We start from the raw sequence: 21504 nt of genomic DNA on the forward strand, positions 1-21504 counted from the left end.
ACAGAGAGGAAAGGAGCGTCATCATGCCAAAATATGATGGACCAAGTTATCAAAAGGGCCAGAAACGGTCACATAAAACCAAGTTTCCTTTCTATCGTGACTCTGAACACGTAGCGAAGAAAGAGAGCCTTTTTACTCGTACAAAAAATAGCCAACTTGAACAACCCATAAAATTAACCCGCGAACTGCCTACGAAAGGGTCGGAAATGCTTTTTTCTGAGTTGATTAGTCAAAACAATCTAGAACGAAAACAGCGAACGGAAAAATCTAAAGTTATCGCTACTCAAAAATCCCAATTAAAAAAAGAAAAAGAAGCTATGGGAAATCGAATAAGAAACCATGAAAAAGCCAAAGAAGCTTTGAAAAATGACGATATGCCGTTTCAAACTGGACGGAGTTCGACTCCTTTTAAAGTTCAAAAAATACCTTCGCCTTATTATGGATTTCAAGAGAATGATAAAAAAGAGAAAAAAAAGATTGATTATAAAAAGATAGCACAAGAATTAAAAAAAGAAGCCAATGAATTTATTTTATTGGTTGATCATTTGTCTGCAAAAATGGAAAGTTTATTTAAAGAAGAACATGCTGTACCTTTTAGCGCAACGACACCAGAGGAGCCTGTTGTTTTAGAGAATCCGGAAGAAGAAAAACAATCTAGTTCTTTTAATCAGCGCAAAAGAACGTTAAGGCGTTCATTAGCAGGAATGATCGAAGAGGATCAAGATACCCGTCTAAATAATGGAAAAAATGTATCAGGGTATTTTAATGAAAAAGGTACCGACAATGAAATTGTTATGCCTGAAGAACCCGAAATACTTGTTCCAAATGAAACCTTAAGAGTATCTGAAGAACCTAAAGAAACGGACCTTGCCGTTAATTTAGAACCATTGCCGACCTTAGAAAAAGAGTCAGCGATAGAAGAAGCGAATGAATCAATCGAAGAGAGCCAAGAGAATAAAGCTGCGGTGCCAGACAATGAGATTCAATCAACTGTTATTGATGCAGATGCTTCGCAACCAAAAGAAGACGAAACCAGTGCAGCAATGGATGCAGACTTGTCTGAAAGCACGGAAGCTTCTTTAGCTGAATCAACAACTGAAGAACTGACAGCTGAAGAAATTGAAATGTTGGAATTTAAAGCAGCAATGAGTCGTCTGCATTATTTAGATAAACAAACCTTTAAAGAACAAGAACCGGACATTCTTGAAGAAAAGGAACTACCCCAAAAGAAACTAGAGGAACAATTAAACAGAGAGCTTCAAAAAGAATTGCCGGATCGTCATGGGGATGAAAAAGCAGATCAGACTATCTCGTCAGCAGCACCGATCATCCTAACAGAGAACGGAGCTGAGCTGCCTCATAAGGAGTCATTAAATGAGGAGCCAGCTACACTTTCAGTATCGGAAACAGCCATGACAGCAGAAAAACCAACGAATGATTTGCCTCATCAAGAAAAAACTTTTGTTTCTGCGAGAAATGAATTATCAAATGAGAACAACACTCAAACAACTGAAAAAAATGAAAAACAGCCATTAGTTGCCACAGGAAAATTAGAAGAGGAATTAGAAGAAGAAGTAGAGTTAAGTGCTTACCAGTTTCCTTCATTAGAATTGTTAAATCCACCGGTTGAATTTAAAAGCAATGCTGTGGATGATTGGGTATTAGGTCAAGCCGAGTTACTAAATGAGACGTTAGATGCATTTAATATCAACGCTCAAGTAGTAGGGTGGACAGTTGGTCCTGCCGTTACCCAATTCGAATTGCAACTGGGTCGAGGTGTAAAAGTAAATAAAATCACTAATTTATCCGATGATCTGAAATTGGCTCTAGCAGCGAAAGATATCCGTATCGAAGCTCCTATTCCTGGGAAAAGTACGGTAGGGGTTGAAATACCAAATAAAAATTCAAGACCTGTTATGCTTTCAGAAGTAATGGCGAGTGAGGAATTCAAAAACAATCCTTCTCCGTTAACAGTTGCGATCGGTGTCAATTTAGCTGGTGATGCAGTGGTTTCAACGATTGATAAAATGCCGCATGGTTTAATTGCCGGCGCAACAGGATCAGGGAAAAGTGTATTTATCAACTCTATCTTAGTCAGCTTGTTGTATAAGGCTAAGCCAAGCGAAGTTAAACTGATTTTAATTGATCCGAAAGCTGTTGAGTTAGCACCTTATAATGCGATACCACATCTTTTGTCACCGGTTATTTCAGAACCTAAAGCAGCGAGTGAAGCATTGAAATGGGCTGTTAATGAAATGGAAGAGCGGTATCAAAAATTAGCAGCTGCTGGGGTAAGAAACATTCAGCGCTTTAATGAAAAAGCTGAAGAGCATGGAGATTATGGCTTGAGGTTGCCTTACATTGTGATTGTTATTGATGAATTAGCCGATTTGATGATGGTTGCAAGCAGCGATGTTCAAGATTCTATTGTGCGTATTACACAAAAAGCACGAGCTGCAGGCATTCATCTTTTAGTAGCGACACAACGGCCGAGTGTTGATGTTATTACTGGAACGATTAAAAATAATATTCCTACACGAGTTGCTTTCATGGTTTCTAGTCAAGTGGATTCCCGTACTATTATGGACAGTGGAGGGGCAGAAAAATTATTAGGACGAGGCGATATGCTATTCTTGGAGAATGGAGCCAGTCAGCCGATCCGAATTCAAGGGACTTATGTAGAAAAGGAAATTGATTCTATTGTAAAACATGTAAAAGATCAACGGAAAACCAATTATCTTTTTGAACCTGAAACCCTTTTGGCTAGAGTGGAAGCTGTTGAAAATAAAGATGAATTATTTGGTGAAATTTTGCCGTTTATTATTGATGAAGGTCAAGTCTCAGCGTCTTCTTTACAACGCAAGTTTAAAATTGGGTTTAATCGAGCATCTAATTTAATTGAATCGCTTGAAAGTGAGAACTTGATTTCTGCTAATAAAGGCTCAAAACCACGTGATGTTTTTATCACTAAAGCCGACTATGAAGAAAAATACCTATAAAACATACTAAGCTGAGACATTTGGTCTCAGCTTTTTTGGTATTGGTAAGCCAAATAAAGGTATTTATCTTCTACGATTTTGAAATTCCGGCAGAAATTTCATTTCCCCTAAGAATTCCCAACACGATTTGTCTATGAATCTTTTTTTATACCGCTAACTTTATTAGTATTAAGTATCCATTAGTCTATTTAGATGAGAAATTGGTTTCATTTATTACATGTATTCGCTGCCAATATTTGGTTTAAATTAAGATTCAAGCAGAAGCTTATTATTGGTAGGCTAAAAAAAAAAATCATGGTATACTGTATTCGTTGTATTTTGCAAAGGATATTTTTTGAAAAAAACAATTAACAAAGCAATGAATTTAATTGATTCCCGCCTTAAGCAGATGGTGCTGATAGGACAAAAGATTTTTTTGAAACCCATTCAGTCATCAAAAAGAAACAAAACAAGCTTTAGAGCAGGGTTACTTAGTCTAATAACAAACAAAATGTAGCTAAATAATGGAGGCTTTATAAAAATGAATAATGAAACAATCTATCATTTCGTTGGGATTAAAGGTTCAGGCATGAGTGCATTAGCTTTGATCCTTCATGATAAAGGTTTTAAGGTCCAAGGTTCTGATGTAGACAAGTACTTCTTTACACAAAAAAACATTGAAGAAGCCGGTATTCCTATTCTGGCTTTTGATAAAAAAAATATTCGTAATGGCTTGACCATTATCGCCGGAAATGCTTTTCCGGATTCACATGAAGAAATTGTTGCTGCTAAAGAACTGGGATTATCAGTAATACGTTACCAGGATTTCCTTGGTGATTTACTGAAACACTATACTAGTATCACGATTACAGGTTCACATGGAAAAACGAGTACGACAGGACTTCTGGCTCATGTCATGAGTACAATTGTAGATACGAGTTATTTGATCGGCGATGGTACCGGGCATGGTGTTCCCGATGCAGATTTCTTTGTACTGGAAGCGTGCGAATACCGTCGTCATTTCTTAGCGTATCATCCTGATTATGCTATTATTACCAACATTGATTACGATCATCCAGATTATTTTACTAGTTTGGAAGATGTAGTGGACGCCTTTAGTGTGATGGCTCAACAGGTTCAAAAAGCCATTATTGCTTGTGGAGATGACGAGCAATTGGTGAAATTGCATGCGAATGTTCCTGTTGTGTATTATGGTTTCGGAGATCACAACGATTTCCAAGCTAAAAACTTGAGTCGTTCAATCACCGGTTCAAGTTTTGACGTTTACATTAGAAATGAATTTTATGGCCACTTTGTAATTCCAACATATGGCAAACACAACATTCTAAATGCTTTAGCGGTCATTGCCATCTGTCATTATGAAAATATTGATAAAGACAAAGTGGCAGCTAATCTTAGAACATTTGCTGGTGTTAAACGCCGTTTCAGTGAAAAATTGATGGCAGATATGGTCATTATTGATGATTATGCTCATCATCCTTCAGAAATACGGGCAACTATTGATGCTGCTCGACAAAAGTATCCTGATAAAGAAATCATTGCAATTTTCCAACCACATACGTTCACTCGGACTGTAGCTATGTTAAGTGAATTTGCAGAAGCTCTTAATTTAGCCGATTCGGTTTATCTATGTGATATCTTTGGTTCAGCACGTGAGCAACAAGGTGATGTAACAATCGAAGACCTAGCTGAAAAAATCGATACAGGTGCTTTGATCTTGAAAGAAGAGAACATGTCACCTTTATTGGAACACCACGATGCAGTTGCTATTTTTATGGGTGCAGGAGATGTTCAAAAATTCGAATTGGCTTATGAAACCTTATTAAGCCGTTCCACATTAAGCAAATAAATAACAAAATGGAGACTGGGGGAAAAAGTGGCAAAGACACTTTTTCCCCCAGTCTTTGTGAGTCTAGTCGTCTTTTACCAGATTCGCTATCTAAAGGTTTTTTTGGTAAAATATTAATGAAGAAAAGGGGCATATCGATCGGTTCATTTCATAAGATGAACGGGAGAAATAATCCTTATAGAACTGAAAACAAAGGAGCTTTTTTATGACTCAAAAAAATAAATTATTATTAATCGATGGGAATAGTGTTGCATTCCGAGCTTTTTTTGCTTTGCACCAGCAGCTTGAACGGTTTAAAAATAAAAGTGGTTTACACACGAATGCTCTTTATGGGTTTCATAGTATGATCGAAAATGTCTTGACTAAAGAAAAGCCTACTCATGTTTTAGTTGCTTTCGATGCCGGAAAAACGACGTTTAGAAATGCTTTTTTTGAAGAGTATAAAGGCGGAAGATCAAAAACACCGAGTGAATTTTCGGAACAAATGCCTTATTTGCGCGAGTTGTTAAATGGCTTCGGTATCAAGCATTATGAATTAGACAATTATGAAGCGGACGATATTATAGGAACCTTGTCAGCACAAGCAAATCCTGCTGAATTTGATGTGGTCGTCGTTTCGGGCGACCGAGATCTCACACAACTAGCTAAAGAAAATGTACGGGTGGATATCACTGTCAAAGGCGTTAGCGAACTGAAAGAATACACCGTTGAGTCTATTCAAGCAGAGATGGGAATTTCCCCGATGCAAATTATTGACATGAAGGGTCTCGCTGGGGACGCTTCGGATAATATACCAGGGGTAACTAAAATCGGTGAAAAAACAGCGTTAAAATTATTAAAAGAATACGGCTCAGTTGAAAATATTTACAATCACGTTAACGAGATGAAGAAAAGCAAAATGAAAGAAAATTTGATCAATGAAAAAGAAACGGCGTTCTTAAGCAAACGCTTAGCCACCATTGATCAAGATTCGCCTATCACCATTAAGATAGAAGATCTAGCTTATACCGGACCAAATACGGAAAAATTGATTGATTTTTATAAAGAAATGGATTTCAAAACACATTTAAGCCGATTAGATACAACAGAACATGATGCTGAAAACGAAGCTAACCGCGAAGCAATCGTCTATGAAACTGTAACGGAAATTTCACCAGAGATGTTCAGCGATAAAATGGCTCTCTATGTTGAAATGCTGACCGACAATTACCATACAGCGGATATCGTTAGTATCAGTTGGGGAAATGTTGATCATATCTATGTTGGGGAACCGGAATTGGTCTTAAATTCAAAAGATTTTCAAGATTGGGCTAAAAATCCGAAGTTTAGCAAACAAGTTTTCGATGCTAAACGTACTTTTGTGGTATTGAAACGGTATGGTATCGATGTTGAAAATATACAATTCGATATTTTGCTGGCTTCTTATATATTGAATACTAAAGACAATAGCAAAGATTTATCAGAAGTAGCAACAGAACATCATTACTTTGAAGTAGCTTCGGACGAAAGTGTCTATGGTAAAGGGGCTAAAATTCATCTGCCGGAAGATCCGGCGGTGATGCAAGATCATTTAGCGCGGAAAGTCAAAGCAATTTTAGTTTTAAGTGCTCAACTTGAACAGCATTTAGCTGAAAACAACCAAAGCGAATTGTTTTACGATATGGAATTACCGTTGGCGATGGTTTTAGCAGAGATGGAAATCACAGGAATAAAGGTGGATGCTCAACGATTGCGAGAAATGAAAGTTGAGTTTGCAGAGCGTTTGTTAGCTATTGAAAAGCGAGTTTACGAGCAAGCGGGAGAAGAATTTAATTTGAATTCGCCTAAGCAGCTAGGCGTCATCTTGTTTGAAAAAATGGGTTATCCAGTTATCAAAAAAACTAAAACAGGGTATTCAACAGCTGTAGACGTTCTTGAACAACTACGAGACCAAGCACCCATCGTGGCAGATATTTTAGAATACCGTCAAATCGCTAAACTTCAGTCAACGTATATTGAAGGTTTATTAAAAGTCATCCATGGACACAATGGTAAGATCCATACACGGTACATGCAAACTATTGCACAAACAGGGCGTTTAAGTTCTATTGATCCAAATCTGCAAAATATACCTATTCGTTTAGAAGAAGGACGAAAGATCAGACAAGCTTTTGTTCCCAGCCATAAAGGGTGGAAAATATTTGCTTCTGACTATTCGCAAATTGAATTACGCGTTCTGGCGCATATTTCTGATGACGAACATTTAAAAGCTGCCTTTATTGAAGGTCAAGATATCCATGCCAGTACAGCCATGCGTGTTTTTGGAATTGAAAAGCAAGAAGATGTGTCTTCTGAGATGCGCCGTCGTGCTAAAGCAGTTAACTTTGGCATTGTATACGGCATTAGTGATTATGGTTTATCAAAAAATTTAGAAATCAGCCGTAAAGAAGCTCAGAACTTTATAGATACGTATTTTATTAAATACCCAGGGGTTAAAACCTATATGGAAGAAATCGTTCGTGAAGCCAAAGATAAAGAGTACGTTGAAACACTTTTCCATCGACGTCGTTATTTACCAGATATCAATTCACGTAATTTTAATTTACGTTCATTTGCTGAACGCACAGCAATGAACACTCCAATTCAAGGCAGTGCTGCAGATATCATTAAAGTGGCAATGATTGAAATGGATAAGCGGTTGAAAGAAGAAAAATTAGAAGCAACAATGTTATTGCAAGTACACGATGAGCTGATTTTTGAAGCGCCTGAAGCTGAAATTCCAATCCTTGAGAAATTGGTTGCTGAAGTGATGGAAAATGCAGTAGATTTGAATGTACCGTTAAAGGTAGAAAGCGACAGCGGCGACAATTGGTACGAAGCGAAATAAAACAAGCTAGGATGAAAAGGAGTTGCTAAAAGATTGCCAGAATTACCAGAAGTGGAAACGGTCAGAAAAGGTTTGGCCCAACTTGTCGAAGGCAGGACCATTGTAGGGGTTGATGTATATTGGGACCGGATTATTTCTGGACCCATTCACAGTGAAGAATTTGCAAACCAGCTGATTGGAGAAAAGTTGGTTGGTTTCGAACGAAGAGGGAAATACTTGATTTTTCTCTTCACTCACTGGGCGATGGTATCCCATTTACGGATGGAAGGGAAATACGAAGTAGAAGCGAAAGAAACTCCGCTAAAGAAACACACTCATGTGGTCTTTCATTTAGATGATGGCTGGGACCTGCGTTACCTGGATGTTCGGAAATTTGGCCGAATGACTCTTGTTCCATTAGGAGAACAAGAAAGTGTTGCTGGTTTGAAAACATTAGGTCCTGAGCCTGTACCAGAAACGTTTAAGCTTGCTTCTTTTCAAAAAACACTCAAACAAAAAACGCGGGCAATCAAGCCTTTGTTGTTAGACCAAAAAGTTGTAGCAGGGTTAGGAAATATCTACGTAGACGAAGCCCTTTTTAAAGCTAAAATCCACCCGCTAAGACCGGCTAATACCTTAAAACTATCAGAAACCAAACGCCTCCACGAAGCAATCATACAAGTGCTAGGGGAAGCTGTGGAAGCTGGCGGGACTACTATTAGAACTTATAAAAATGCTCTAGGAGAAGCCGGTAGTTTCCAAGTGAAGCTGCATGTTTACGGAAAGACAAATGAACCCTGCATTTACTGTGGAACACCTATTCAAAAGTTGAAAGTGGCTCAAAGAGGCACCCACATTTGCCCGAGCTGTCAAAAGTAACAGGAGACAAAGCGGATTACAGGATGAAAAAAGAGGTGAAGCAGATGACATTTGTTTTAGGATTAACAGGAGGCATTGCCACGGGGAAAACAACTGTTAGCGAAATTTTTAAAGAAAAAGGTATACCAGTTGTAGATGCAGATATTGGAGCACGAGTAGTGGTTGAGCCAGGAACAGATGGTTTAAAAGATATTCAAGAGCATTTTGGTGAGGAAGTGCTTCGACCGGATGGTTCTTTAGACCGTAAAGCATTAGGAACGATTGTTTTTGCAGACAGCCAACAACGAGAAACGCTAAACTTGCTTTTAGGAAAACACATCCGTAGATGGATCAGAGAACAAAAAACGCATTATTTATTAACAAATCCGCCGCTGATCATCTTAGATATTCCTTTATTGTTTGAAAGCAATTATTCAACAGAAGTGGATCAAGTTATGGTAGTTGCCTTATCAGAAAAGACACAACTTACCAGACTGATGGAGCGGGATACTTTGACGCGTGAAACAGCTGAACAGAGGATCGCTGCCCAATTGCCTATTGCTGAAAAAATAAAAAGAGCGGATGTAGTGATCGATAATAATGGCACACGTCAAGAAACTAAAAAACAAGTAATGGAATGGTTGGATCATTTTTTTGAAGAAACCGCTGCTCTAAATTAACTAAAAGATTTTTAGATGAAAGAATGAGTGTAAAGTAGACTCATTCTTTTTATCGTATCAAGAACCATCCGTATTAGCGGGGCTTTTCTGGTGTTTCACCTCGGTACTACCTGTGGTATAATAGGGTATAATCGTGGCGAGTGTAATAAAAAAATGCGAGAAATCATAAAAAAAAGGATGATGAATAGTGCAATGTCCTCGTTGTCAAAATAATGGTTCTAGAGTTGTCGATAGCCGTCCTGCAGATGATGGACGTGCTATTCGCAGAAGAAGAGAATGTGAAGCATGTAGTTTCCGATTTACAACGTTTGAACGAGTAGAGCAAGCACCATTACTGGTGATAAAGAAAAATGGCACACGCGAAGAATTTAACCGTGAAAAGATTTTGCGGGGCATCATTCGCTCTTGTGAAAAAAGACCCGTTGCAGTGGAACAAGTTGAGAAAATAGTTGACGACGTTGAAAATAAAATCCGCAGTTTAGGAGAAAATGAAATTTCATCCGCTATTATTGGAGAATACATCATGGAAAAACTAGCAGAAGTTGATGATGTTGCTTATATTCGTTTTGCAAGTGTGTACCGACAATTCAAAGATATGAGCGTTTTCTTAAAAGAACTGCAAGAATTTGAAAAAAAGAAATCAGAAAAGAATTAATGGAATCAGAAAGGTGTGACGGCATTTGAGTTATCCTTGGAAAAACATGAGTCCAAAAGACGGATTCATGGTCCGACAAAATGCCTTGCTTTCGGATATGGATCAAAAAATCCTGACTTTTTTATATCAGCCTCTCATTGGGGCAACAGCTTATAGTTTGTATATGACGTTATGGACCGAAATTGGGGAAGAATCTTATTGGAGCGAAGGGATTTTACATTCAGAATTGTTGACATTGCTGAATGTAGGCATCCCCGAACTCTATCAAGCAAGAATTAAATTAGAAGCTATCGGATTATTAAAAAGTTATCTTCAAACGGATCCAGAGAAGCTGTATGTTTATGAACTACTGGCACCTCAATCTAGTGCGGTGTTTTTTAACGATGACTTGCTAAGTTTGCTTCTCTTTGAAACGATCGGAGAACGAAAATTTAGAAACCTAAGAAGCCGTTTTGTAGTGGCCCCTCTTAATAAAGAAAAATTTCAAGATGTTACAAAGTCGTTTTTAGATGTCTATCGTTTTGATGCAGAATTATTTAAACAAGAAAAAGCGTTATTGAAAGAACCAGTTGAATTAGTAGGGGCAACCCAGCCTGAGGGGCCGACGATTGATGCTCAAACATTTGACTTTAAGTTTTTTTATACAGGGCTAAACAGCCACTATATCAATCGTTCGGCAATTACAAAAGATTTGGAAAAAACGATTTTAGTTTTGCATACGATGTATGGTATTAATGAATTGGCCATGCAGCGGTATATCTTAGAAGCTAGCGATATGGAAACAGGGAATATTGACGAACGAAAATTAAAAAATGTCGTCTACCATGATTATCACAAAAACAATCAAAAGAATGTTCAGTTGCAAGATGTGGTTGAAAAAGATATCCAAGTTGATCAAAAACAACAAAAAGTTCGTGAAAATGATTTGAAACAACAAGGTTTATCAGAAGATGAGATTAAAATCATCGAAGTGAGCGAACAAATTAGTCCTTATGATTTTATGACTTCGATCAAAGATCAAAAAGGCGGTTATGTGACTAAAAATGAAGAATGGACATTAGAAGAGATCCTTCGAAAAGCTAATTTGCCTTCTTCTGTTGTCAATATTTTAATTCATTATATTCTCGTAGCTAGAGACAATCCTATTTTTGAAAAAGCTTTAGCTTATAAAATTTCAAATGACTGGGCCCAAAATAAAGTGTTTTCTCCCGAGATGGCTCTTCAAAAAGTTAAAAAAATGTATTCAGAAAATGCTGAAAAACAACAAACAGTCAAAAAACAATATGGGAACCAAAGACAGACTAATTATGGGAAACCTGTAAAAACGAGAACAGAAACCCTGCCAGAATGGGCAAAAGAAGGAAATACAGCAAAAGCTGAACAGCCGATGAGCGAAGCTGAAAAACAAGCCTTTATGGAACGGCTGAAAAAAATCCAAAACTTTGGGAAAGAAGGTGACTAAAAATGGAAGATATTGGCAAGAGTCTAACAAAAATGCTGAAAGAACGAAATTTATCTGATCAATATGAAAAACTGATCCAAGATGTACTAGACGATCCTGATGTGCAACAGTTCATCGAAGAGAACCGAGGAAAATTGAGCAACGAAGCTATTGTGAAAAGTTATGCCAAGCTTTATGAATTTGTAAATGAAAAGAAAAAGTACCAAGAAAAAACCGGGATGATGGCTCCTGGATATCACCCTCAACTAGTGATGAATTATTATTTTATTGACGTCACTTATGTCCCCACAGCTGAATTGATCGCAAAACAAAAAGAACAGGCTATTAAAAGTCGGATTCATTCCATGGATATGCCTAAAGACGTCAGAACAGCGACATTTGAACGGTTTCATCTAACCGATGAACGAGCTGTCGCCATCACCGCTGCATATGATTTTATTGCAGACTATTTAGACGATCCGAAAGCTTTTCATCAAGGATTGTATTTACAAGGAGCATTTGGTGTTGGCAAATCATTTTTGTTGGGGGCTATTGCTCATGAGCTGGCTGAAAAAGGATACCCTTCTACACTGATGCATTTTCCTTCTTTCGCAGTAGAAATGAAACAAGCCATTGGCCAGAATACGACCGGAGAAAAATTAGAAGCTGTAAAAAAAGCTCCTATTTTAATGTTGGATGATATAGGTGCTGATTCAATGTCTAGTTGGATTAGAGACGATGTCTTAGGTGTCATTTTGCAGTACCGTATGCAAGAACAATTGCCAACGTTTTTTTCTTCCAATTTTGATATGAAACAATTGGGTGAAGAGCATTTGCGAATGACGCAACGGGGAGAAGATGAACCATTAAAAGCTCAACGGATCATGGAACGTGTTCGATATTTATCTAAAGAAATCAAAATGATCGGTGAAAACCGCAGATTATCTTAACTCCATACCAATAAACGATGAAATGAAGAGCGGCATGATCATTTAATGAAACTTTACTTGAATTTATCCTGAAAGAATGGTTTAATTACATCAATAGATAAAATCTTTGAGAAAGACACCGAGATAAGAAAGCAATTTTTTAAGAGAGGGAAACAACTGCTGCAAGTTTCCTAAAATTGATCTTATGTTGACCCCTTTCGAGTGCCGCTGTGAACCGTTAAGTATTAGCAGCCGGTCGTTTAGCCAACGTTACCAGCTTAGAGAGAATTCCTGTTGATTGTGAATGGGGGATTCTAAATCTGGGTGGAACCACGAATTTTACGTCCCTTTTATGTTAGGTAACTAGCATAGAAGGGGCTTTTTTATTTGGTCACAGCTTGAAAGGCTTTTTTGATAGAAAAAAATTTGAATCATTGGAGGAATGAAACATGTCAGAAATCAATATTACTTTGCCGGATGGCGCTGTAAAAAAATTTGCAGCAGGTTCGACAACAAAAGATATTGCTGAAAGCATCAGCAAAAGCTTAGCTAAAAAAGCATTAGCAGGGAAGTTCAATGGAGAATTGGTAGACTACACTCGACCGTTAGAAGCAGATGGTTCACTTGAAATCATCACACCGGATCATGAAGATGCGTTACAGATTTTACGCCATTCAAGTGCTCATTTAATGGCAAATGCGTTACGTCGTTTATATCCTGAAATCAAATTTGGTGTAGGTCCTGCTATTGAAAGCGGCTTTTATTATGATACAGATACAGAAATGCCGATTACGGAAGAAGATTTACCGCTTATCGAAGCTAAAATGATGGAAATCGTGAAAGAAAATAATCCTATTGTCCGCAAAGAAGTTACACGTGCGGAAGCTCTTGAGTTATTTAAGGAAGATCCTTATAAAGTCGAATTGATCACTGAACTGCCAGAAGATGAAACGATCACAGTTTACGATCAAGGAGATTTTGTGGATTTATGCCGCGGCGTCCATGTTCCGTCAACTGGACGGATCCAAGTCTTTAAATTGCTTTCGCTTGCTGGAGCTTATTGGCGAGGAAATTCAGACAATAAAATGATGCAACGGATCTATGGGACAGCTTTCTTTGATAAAAAAGACTTGAAAGAGTTTATCAAAATGCGTGAAGAAGCTAAACTGCGCGATCATCGTAAATTAGGAAAAGAATTAGACTTATTTATGATCAGTCCTGAAGTTGGGCAAGGGTTACCATTCTGGTTACCAAAAGGGGCAACCATTCGCCGGACAATAGAACGGTATATCGTTGACCGTGAATTGAGTTTAGGGTACCAACACGTTTATACTCCGATCATGGCCGATGTTGAATTTTATAAAACATCTGGACACTGGGATCACTATCATGAAGACATGTTCCCGCCAATGGATATGGGAGATGGCGAAATGCTCGTCTTGCGCCCAATGAATTGCCCGCACCATATGATGGTTTATAAAAATGACCTGCACAGTTACCGTGAATTGCCAATTCGAATTGCTGAATTAGGTCAAATGCATCGGTATGAAAAAAGTGGAGCTCTTTCAGGATTGCAACGCGTTCGTGAAATGACTTTAAATGATGGGCATACGTTTGTTCGTCCAGATCAAATCTTAGAAGAATTCAAACGCACAATGGAATTGTTGTTAGCTGTTTATGCAGACTTTAATATCACAGATTATCGTTTCCGTTTGAGTTATCGGGATCCTAAAAACACAGATAAATATTTTGATGATGACGCAATGTGGGAAAAAGCTCAAACGATGCTTAAAGCAGCGATGGATGAGATGGGACTGGAATACTTTGAAGCCGAAGGAGAAGCAGCTTTTTATGGTCCAAAACTAGATGTTTTAGTGAAGACAGCCATTGGAATTGAAGAAACTCTCTCTACCGTTCAATTGGACTTCCTGTTGCCAGAGCGTTTTGATCTAACTTATGTTGGAGAAGATGGTGAAAATACTCATCGCCCAGTCGTTATTCATCGCGGAATCGTTTCTACAATGGAACGTTTCGTTGCCTACTTGATTGAAGAGTACAAAGGGGCATTCCCAACGTGGTTAGCGCCAGTGCAAGCTACGATTATTCCGGTAAACCTTGAGATGCATGCAGATTATGCTTATGAACTGAAAGAAAAAATGGCAGCAATCGGTATGCGCGTGGAAGTAGATGACCGGAATGAAAAAATGGGATATAAAATTAGAGCGTCACAAACACAAAAGATACCGTATCAATTGGTATTGGGAGATAATGAAGTAGCTGAATCAAGTGTCGCTGTCCGGAAGTATGGCGAAAAAGAAACAGAAATAATGCCAGTTTCTGAATTTTTAGAAGCCGTAAAAAAAGAAATTGAAAATTTTAGCCGTTAACAGTTTACAAAGATAAATAATCATGGTATGATATATAAGTTGAGAAAACAAAGCAGGAGCCCTCGCTTCTCGCCTTAGTTGACTAAAAGTCTCTGGGCTAGATATAAACGATGATGACTTACGCACGGCGTAAGTTGGAAATTATTTATAGGCGGGTTCATAGTGAACTCGTCTATTTTTTTCTGCTGTTCTTTCTCTCAAATCTAATGGAGGTGTATGACCATAGCAAAAGATATGATGGTAAATGACGGCATTCGTGCACGTGAATTGCGCGTTATAGGTAGCGAAGGCGAACAACTTGGTCTTAAAACCAAAAGTGAAGCCTTGTCAATTGCAGAAGCAGCAAACTTAGACTTAGTTTTAGTAGCGCCCACAGCAAAACCACCCGTAGCACGAATCATGGATTACGGCAAATTCCGTTTTGAGCAACAGAAAAAAGAACGTGAAGCTCGTAAAAACCAAAAAGTCGTCGGACTGAAAGAAGTCCGTCTGAGTCCTACAATTGACTTAAATGACTTTAACACGAAATTACGTAATGCTCGTAAGTTCCTTGAAAAAGGCGATAAAGTTAAAGCATCAATTCGATTTAAAGGTCGTGCCATTACTCATAAAGAGATTGGTAAGAAAGTTTTAGATCGGTTAGCATTAGAAACTGCTGATATCGCTAGTATCGAATCAGCTGCTAAAATGGATGGACGTAGTATGTTCTTGATTTTAGCGCCAAAAACTGAAAAGTAAGAAGACTTTGAGGAGGAAAAATTAAATGCCAAAACAAAAAACACACCGTGGTTCAGCTAAACGTTTTAAAAGAACAGGCGGCGGCGGATTAAAACGTCACCATGCTAAAACAAGCCATATGTTCGCTAACAAATCTCAAAAACAAAAACGTAAATTACGTAAAGCAGGAATGGTATCAACTGGTGATTACAAACGTATTCGCCAAATGTTATCTCAATGGAAATAATTCCTGATAAAGTTTAGTTCATTCGTTAACTTAACATAGCCTTAAAACATTATTGAAAAGAGTTTTCTTAGAAAGAAAACATCTTAGAGGAGGAAATTAATATGCCACGTGTAAAAGGTGGAACGGTTACTCGTAAACGTCACAAAAAAATATTAAAATTAGCAAAAGGGTATTATGGTTCTAAACATACTTTATTCAAAGTATCTAAACAAGCTGTTATGAAATCATATCAATACGCTTATAGAGATCGTCGTCAAAAGAAACGCGATTTCCGTAAACTATGGATTGCACGTATCAATGCAGCTGCTCGCATGAACAACATGAGTTACAGCACATTTATGCATGGTCTTAAATTAGCTGAAATTGATATCAACCGTAAAATGCTAGCTGATATTGCTGTTACAGATGCAGCAGCATTCACAGCATTAACCGAACAAGCTAAAACTGCTTTAGGAAAATAATGCTCTAAAAGCTGATTTTTTTACCCTTACTTATAAAAGGCGTAATGAAAAAACTCTCGAAAATGGATGTTATCATCTGTTTTTGAGAGTTTTTTTGTACTTTAAATGGTTCTACGTCAACTGACGTTGGTAAAGAATTTTAGTCCCTTATTTAATTAAAAAAACTTGAACACTTTTCATGGTAGGCGTTATGCTGCTATGAAAAGTGTTTTTTCGTTCTGTTTAATAGCCGCTGGTTTCATATTAAAATGCAGAAGAATACGATTTTTATAGTTCACGAAGTTTCGGTAGCCGTAGGCCACACGGTTAAGAACTTTGATCTTATTGTTGATTCCTTCAATTTTTCCGTTTGAATACTTATAGGTAACGGTATTTTTTATGTGCTTCGTATGTTTTTTCAATGTTTTGAGGCTCGTCTTCATTGGTTTTGAAATAAGTGGATAATCTTTTTCTAAAATCTTTACTAGCTCATCATAGTCATTCTCTTCAAGAGCCTTTAGAATCGTTTGATACACCTCATAAGTCTCTTTCAGAACGGTGTTGTAGCCCAACAGTTCGTCGACGATCGCTGATTCTAAGCGTAGACCAAATAAAGCATAATAAGTATAGGTTGTATAAGACAGTTCAGATTCTTTCTTTAAGATTTTTTTCCAAAACCGTTTTAATCGACGGTACTTTTTCATATCTTCTCCATTTGAGGTATGAAATTGATTCATAACCGTTATCCTTGTACGATTCAGTGAACGATTAATCAGCTGGACAATATGAAAACGATCAATAATGATCTTGGCGTTTGGAAAAAGAATGGGAATAAAATTGACGTAACCAGCGTTCATATCGACTGTAATGGTTTCTACTTTTTTTCTAGCCTTTAGGCTATACCGTGAAAGGAAATGGTCTTTTATTGTTCGACTGTCTCGAGAAGGCAAGATATCAATGATCGTTCCTTTTTCGGCATCAATGTATTCAAAAGCCATTGTGCTATTGGCGTACTTAAACTCGTCAAACGAAAGATGTTTAGGAAGCCAGAAGTAATGCGGTTTGTAATTCTTAGCTTGCTCGTTAATAACGCGCTGCGTCGTTGCTGAAGAAACTCCCGTTTGACTAGAGATATCTTTTATAGATTGAGCCATAGACGATTTATCTAAAATTTGTGCTTTTACATGATTTGAAATAAAACAATTTTCTTTCAATAGAGGCGTTTTCGCAGTAAATGTAGCCTCGCATTCTTTGCACATGAATCGCTGCTTTTTAAGCAGTAAATAGGTGGGATGAATACCACTCATGGGTAAAGTAATGCGCGAGGTCTGTGTTCCGTTACAGTAGATGGTATACTGCTCGTTTGGTGTATGGCACTTCATACATTCCTGCGGAATGTAAGTCAATCGTCCTTTAATAAATTTACATTTTTTTCCTTTGAATTGACCGTATTCTACGCAATCCTCTTCAAAAACAATGTTTTTGTCTTGTATATCTAGTACTTTTCGCATATCATTTGATGTAGGCAAGTGAGTTCTCTCCTTTGAATGAGTTGTGGTGACTTTAATTCTACAGGAGAACTCACTTGTTTTCTATTTTCACGAAAAAAGACGTTAGTAAGTTTTCACTCACCAACGTCAAATATTGTACAACCCTTTAAATTAGAAGAACCAAAAACACTGCCTATTTTGGTTTCCAGTATACTTAATGAACTTTGGTACGATTATTAGTGAGAAAAAGCCATAAAATAATGATTTGCTTAACAAATTTTAATTTTGTGATTGATTATATGATAATAAGATGATAATATAGTTTGAGTAAGCTAACGTTAATTTCATAACAAAAATTAATATAGCAATAAACAAACAGGGGGAATACAATATGCAAAAAAATAAATTTTTAAGTTTGCTAGGAATCACAGCTACTTCAGCTTTGGTATTAGCGGCTTGTGGTGGAAGCGGTAACTCAGGTGGCGATTCAGCGTCTTCAACTGCATCGGATGCAGGATTAGACAAGGAGCAAGTATTGAATCTGATAGAAAGCGGCGAAATCCCTACAATGGACTCGGTTCTAAATACAGATGTTGTCGGCGGAAACGTAATGAACAATGTTTTTGAAGGACTTTACCGTCAAGGACTAGATGGCAAGCTTGTTTTAGGTATGGCTGAAGCTGAACCAGAAACGAGTGAGGATAAGTTAACGTATACTTTCAAAATCAGAGAAGATGCTAACTGGTCTAATGGAGACCCTGTTACTGCAAATGACTTTGTGTACGCATGGCAGCGTTTGGCAGATCCAGATGAGGCAGCTTCTTATAACTACATGATTCAAGACATCGTTGAAAACGCAACAGAAATCATCAATGGTGAAATGGAACCAAGCGAATTGGGTGTTACAGCCATTGATGATAAGACGCTAGAAATCAAATTGGTTCGTGCCGTTCCTTACTTTAAAGATTTATTGACATTGCCGATGTATTACCCGCAAAATCAAGATTATGTAGAAGAGTTAGGCGATAAATTTGCTTCGAACAGCGACAATTTGATTTATAACGGTCCATTCACATTAACCGAATGGGACGGAACCGGCTTAAGCTGGGTATACCAAAAGAATGAAGACTATTGGGATGCAGATACCGTTAAGTTAGATACCATCAATTTTGACGTAGTGAAAGAAACTTCGACAGCATTAAACTTGTATGAAACAGGCAGTATTGATCGTATGAGATTAACTGGTGAATATGTACAAACCAAACAAGATGATGCTGATTTGAAATCAGAACCAACTTCTTCTGTATTCTACTTTAAATTCAACCAAGAACGAAATGGCGAAACAACGGATCTAGCCAATGAAAATATTCGTAAAGGGATTGCTATGGCTTTTGATAAAGAAGCTTATGCTAAGACAGTATTACAAAATGGTTCATTGCCAGCTGATGGTTTAGTACCACAGGGTTTAGCCGTTGATCCAGCTACTGGTGAAGATTTCCGCGACCAAAATGGCGACTTGTTGACTTTTAATGTTGAAGAAGCTCAAAAATACTTTGCAGCTGGTTTGAAAGAATTAGGAAAAGACAGTCTAACGCTTGAGATTCTTGGAGATGACGGCGAAAATGCTAAAAAATCACTAGAATTTATGCAGGGTCAATTGACTCAAAACTTGCCTGATCTAGACATCAAGTTACGGAATGTACCGTTTAAAGTACGTCTAGAAGCTGATACAAATCAAGATTACGACATTGAAATGTCTGGTTGGGGAGCTGACTACGCAGATCCAATCAACTTCTTAGAATTATTTGCTTCAGACAATGGAAACAACAAATCAAGCTATGCTAATGATGACTATGATGCTTTGATTAAGAGCTCATTAAGTGAAGTAGATGACTTAGAAAAACGCTGGACTGGTATGTTAGATGCTGAAAAAACCCTAATGGATACAGCAGGAATCGCACCAATTTACCAACGTTACAACGCAGTTTTAGAAAAACCATATGTTAAAGATATTGCTGCTCATTTAGTTGGAGCGGAGTACTCATACAAATGGGCTTATGTAGACGGTAAAGAATAATCTATGCTCCATCAAGAAAGAAGCGAAGTATGTTTTCGCTTCTTTTTTTTGCCTAATTATGTGAATGACTTAAAAGCTCCATTAGAGTAGGGTGATGGCGGATTGCGACTGTTTTTCCATAATGATAGAATCGACTATGTTAGTTATATGCAATTCTAAATGAAAGTCGATTTATTACGAGGAGGAACAAGATTGAAGAATGTAAAAATAAAGAGTTTCGTAGGAATCACGTTAATGTCTACTCTAGTACTTGCTGCATGTGGTTCAAATGATGCGGGTTCAAAAACTGGAAAAGATTCTAATACGACACAAGAATTGAATTTGATTGAAACGGCTGAAATCCCAACAATGGATTCTGTTTTAAATACAGATACAGTGGGCTCTACAGTCATGAACAATGTGCTAGAAGGATTGTATCGTTTGAATCTAAAGAACGAGCCAGAGCTCGCAATGGCGTCTGAAGACCCAACAATCAGCGAAGATGGTTTAACGTATACATTCAAAATCAAAGAAGACGCAAATTGGTCAAATGGAGAGCCTGTTACTGCTAACGATTTTGTTTTTGCATGGCGTCGTCTCGTAGATCCAGAATCTGCTTCACAATACTCTTATATGATGTCTGGAGTAATCGAAAATGCGGAAGAAATTAGTGCAGGGGATATGGCTCCTGAAGAGTTAGGCGTTCAAGCCATTGATGAAAAAACGTTAGAAGTTCAGTTGGCTGCAGAAGTACCGTACTTTAAAGATTTGTTGTCATTATCAATGTTCTTGCCTCAAAACGAAGCATATGTGACTGAAAAAGGAAGCCAATATGCTTCAAATAGCGACAACCTCTTGTATAACGGACCATTTGTTTTAACGGATTGGGATGGTACTGGTTTAAGCTGGTCTTACAAGAAAAATGATACTTATTGGGACGCTAGCACAGTTGAATTAGAGCAAATCAATGTAGATGTGGTTAAAGAAACATCAACTGCAATCAATTTATACGATGCAGGCAGTGTTGATACGATCAAGTTGTCAGGTGAGTATGTTCAAACCAAAGAAGGCGATCCTGATTTGAAATCAGAACCAACATCATCTGTCTTTTATTTTAAATACAACCAAGAACGTGATGGCAAACCAACACCATTAGCAAATGAAAATATCCGTAAAGCTATTTCAATGGCATTTGATAAAGAAGCCTATGCTAAAACGGTATTGCAAAATGGTTCATTGCCAGCAAATGGGTTAGTACCAGCTGGTCTAGCTAAGAACCCTGAAACAGATCAAGATTTCCGTGAAGAAAACGGCGATTTGTTAAGTTATGATATTAAAGCAGCACAAGAGTACATGAAAAAAGGTTTAGCTGAACTGGGCGAAGATTCATTGAAATTAGAATTGCTTTCAGATGATTCTGAAAATGCGAAAAAATCTTCTGAATATATGCAAGGACAACTGATGCAAAACCTTCCAGGTTTGGAGATCAGTATTCGTTCAGTGCCGTTTAACGTCCGTATTGATGTAAATCAACGTCAAGACTATGACATTCAAATGGCTGGCTGGGGAGCAGACTATGCAGATCCAATCAACTTTTTAGAATTGTTTGAAAGTACGAACTCAAATAACAAAGCAAGTATTGCTATTCCAGAGTATGACGCGTTAATTGAGAGCATCGGTTCCACACATATCAATGATCCAGAACAAAGATGGGCAGATATGATCGAAGCTGAAAAAATCTTACTTGATCAAGCAGCTATCGGACCAATTTACCAACGCTATAACGCAATTTTAGAAAAACCTTATGTTAAAAATATTGGTACACACTTAGTAGGACCTGGATACTCTTACAAATGGGCTTCTGTTGAAAATCACTAAATATAACAATTTTATGCAGACCAACTGTATTCA

At 37.6% G+C, this 21504-nt stretch carries 15 protein-coding genes; 14 read left to right on the forward strand and 1 reads right to left on the reverse strand.

Features of this window, described 5'->3' with window-relative positions; translation table 11 throughout:
• The first annotated feature begins 23 nt into the window (after positions 1–23).
• From NY10_RS12100 to rplT, 12 genes are all read left to right on the forward strand, one after another.
• Entirely contained in the window at positions 24–2999 is a 2976-nt protein-coding gene (locus tag NY10_RS12100; RefSeq protein WP_058920166.1) for a DNA translocase FtsK, read from the forward strand.
• A gap of 520 nt (positions 3000–3519) precedes the next feature.
• Entirely contained in the window at positions 3520–4848 is a 1329-nt protein-coding gene (gene murC / locus NY10_RS12105; RefSeq protein WP_058920167.1) for a UDP-N-acetylmuramate--L-alanine ligase, read from the forward strand.
• Positions 4849–5053: 205 nt separating this feature from the next.
• On the forward strand, positions 5054–7714 hold the full coding sequence (polA, locus tag NY10_RS12110; protein ID WP_058920168.1) for a DNA polymerase I: 2661 nt from the start codon (positions 5054–5056) through the stop codon (positions 7712–7714).
• A 33-nt stretch (positions 7715–7747) separates the two neighbouring features.
• Positions 7748–8572, forward strand: a complete 825-nt coding sequence (gene mutM / locus NY10_RS12115) for a DNA-formamidopyrimidine glycosylase (RefSeq protein ID WP_058918068.1) — start codon at positions 7748–7750, stop codon at positions 8570–8572.
• Positions 8573–8616: 44 nt separating this feature from the next.
• On the forward strand, positions 8617–9231 hold the full coding sequence (coaE, locus tag NY10_RS12120) for a dephospho-CoA kinase (protein WP_058920176.1): 615 nt from the start codon (positions 8617–8619) through the stop codon (positions 9229–9231).
• 187 nt (positions 9232–9418) lie between these two features.
• Complete coding sequence (nrdR, locus tag NY10_RS12125; protein WP_058918069.1) at positions 9419–9886, forward strand: transcriptional regulator NrdR; 468 nt, start codon at positions 9419–9421, stop codon at positions 9884–9886.
• Positions 9887–9911: 25 nt separating this feature from the next.
• Positions 9912–11348, forward strand: a complete 1437-nt coding sequence (locus NY10_RS12130; RefSeq protein WP_058918070.1) for a replication initiation and membrane attachment family protein — start codon at positions 9912–9914, stop codon at positions 11346–11348.
• Between the two features lie 2 nt (positions 11349–11350).
• Complete coding sequence (gene dnaI / locus NY10_RS12135; protein ID WP_058920169.1) at positions 11351–12277, forward strand: primosomal protein DnaI; 927 nt, start codon at positions 11351–11353, stop codon at positions 12275–12277.
• Between the two features lie 428 nt (positions 12278–12705).
• Positions 12706–14643 (forward strand): threonine--tRNA ligase, encoded by a 1938-nt coding sequence (thrS, locus tag NY10_RS12140; protein WP_058918071.1) that lies wholly within the window; start codon positions 12706–12708, stop codon positions 14641–14643.
• Between the two features lie 216 nt (positions 14644–14859).
• Entirely contained in the window at positions 14860–15381 is a 522-nt protein-coding gene (infC, locus tag NY10_RS12145; RefSeq protein WP_058918072.1) for a translation initiation factor IF-3, read from the forward strand.
• Between the two features lie 25 nt (positions 15382–15406).
• A complete protein-coding gene (gene rpmI, locus NY10_RS12150) occupies positions 15407–15607 on the forward strand; it encodes a 50S ribosomal protein L35 (protein ID WP_058918073.1) in 201 nt (66 codons plus the stop codon).
• A gap of 101 nt (positions 15608–15708) precedes the next feature.
• Positions 15709–16068, forward strand: coding sequence for a 50S ribosomal protein L20 (rplT, locus tag NY10_RS12155; RefSeq protein WP_058918074.1), 360 nt, complete (start codon positions 15709–15711; stop codon positions 16066–16068).
• 188 nt (positions 16069–16256) lie between these two features.
• On the opposite strand, the gene NY10_RS12160 is transcribed toward rplT, so the two are convergent.
• Entirely contained in the window at positions 16257–17576 is a 1320-nt protein-coding gene (locus tag NY10_RS12160; protein WP_156413272.1) for an ISL3 family transposase, read from the reverse strand.
• A 352-nt stretch (positions 17577–17928) separates the two neighbouring features.
• Here NY10_RS12160 and NY10_RS12165 point away from each other — a divergent pair, with 352 nt between their 5' ends.
• Together NY10_RS12165 and NY10_RS12170 are read left to right on the forward strand one after the other, a co-directional pair.
• Complete coding sequence (locus NY10_RS12165) at positions 17929–19614, forward strand: peptide ABC transporter substrate-binding protein (protein ID WP_058920170.1); 1686 nt, start codon at positions 17929–17931, stop codon at positions 19612–19614.
• A 192-nt stretch (positions 19615–19806) separates the two neighbouring features.
• Positions 19807–21471, forward strand: a complete 1665-nt coding sequence (locus NY10_RS12170) for a peptide ABC transporter substrate-binding protein (protein WP_376821411.1) — start codon at positions 19807–19809, stop codon at positions 21469–21471.
• The last annotated feature ends 33 nt before the right edge of the window (positions 21472–21504 follow it).

It is taken from the genome of Carnobacterium sp. CP1 (assembly GCF_001483965.1).
GTDB classification, from domain to species: Bacteria; Bacillota; Bacilli; order Lactobacillales; family Carnobacteriaceae; genus Carnobacterium_A; species Carnobacterium_A antarcticum.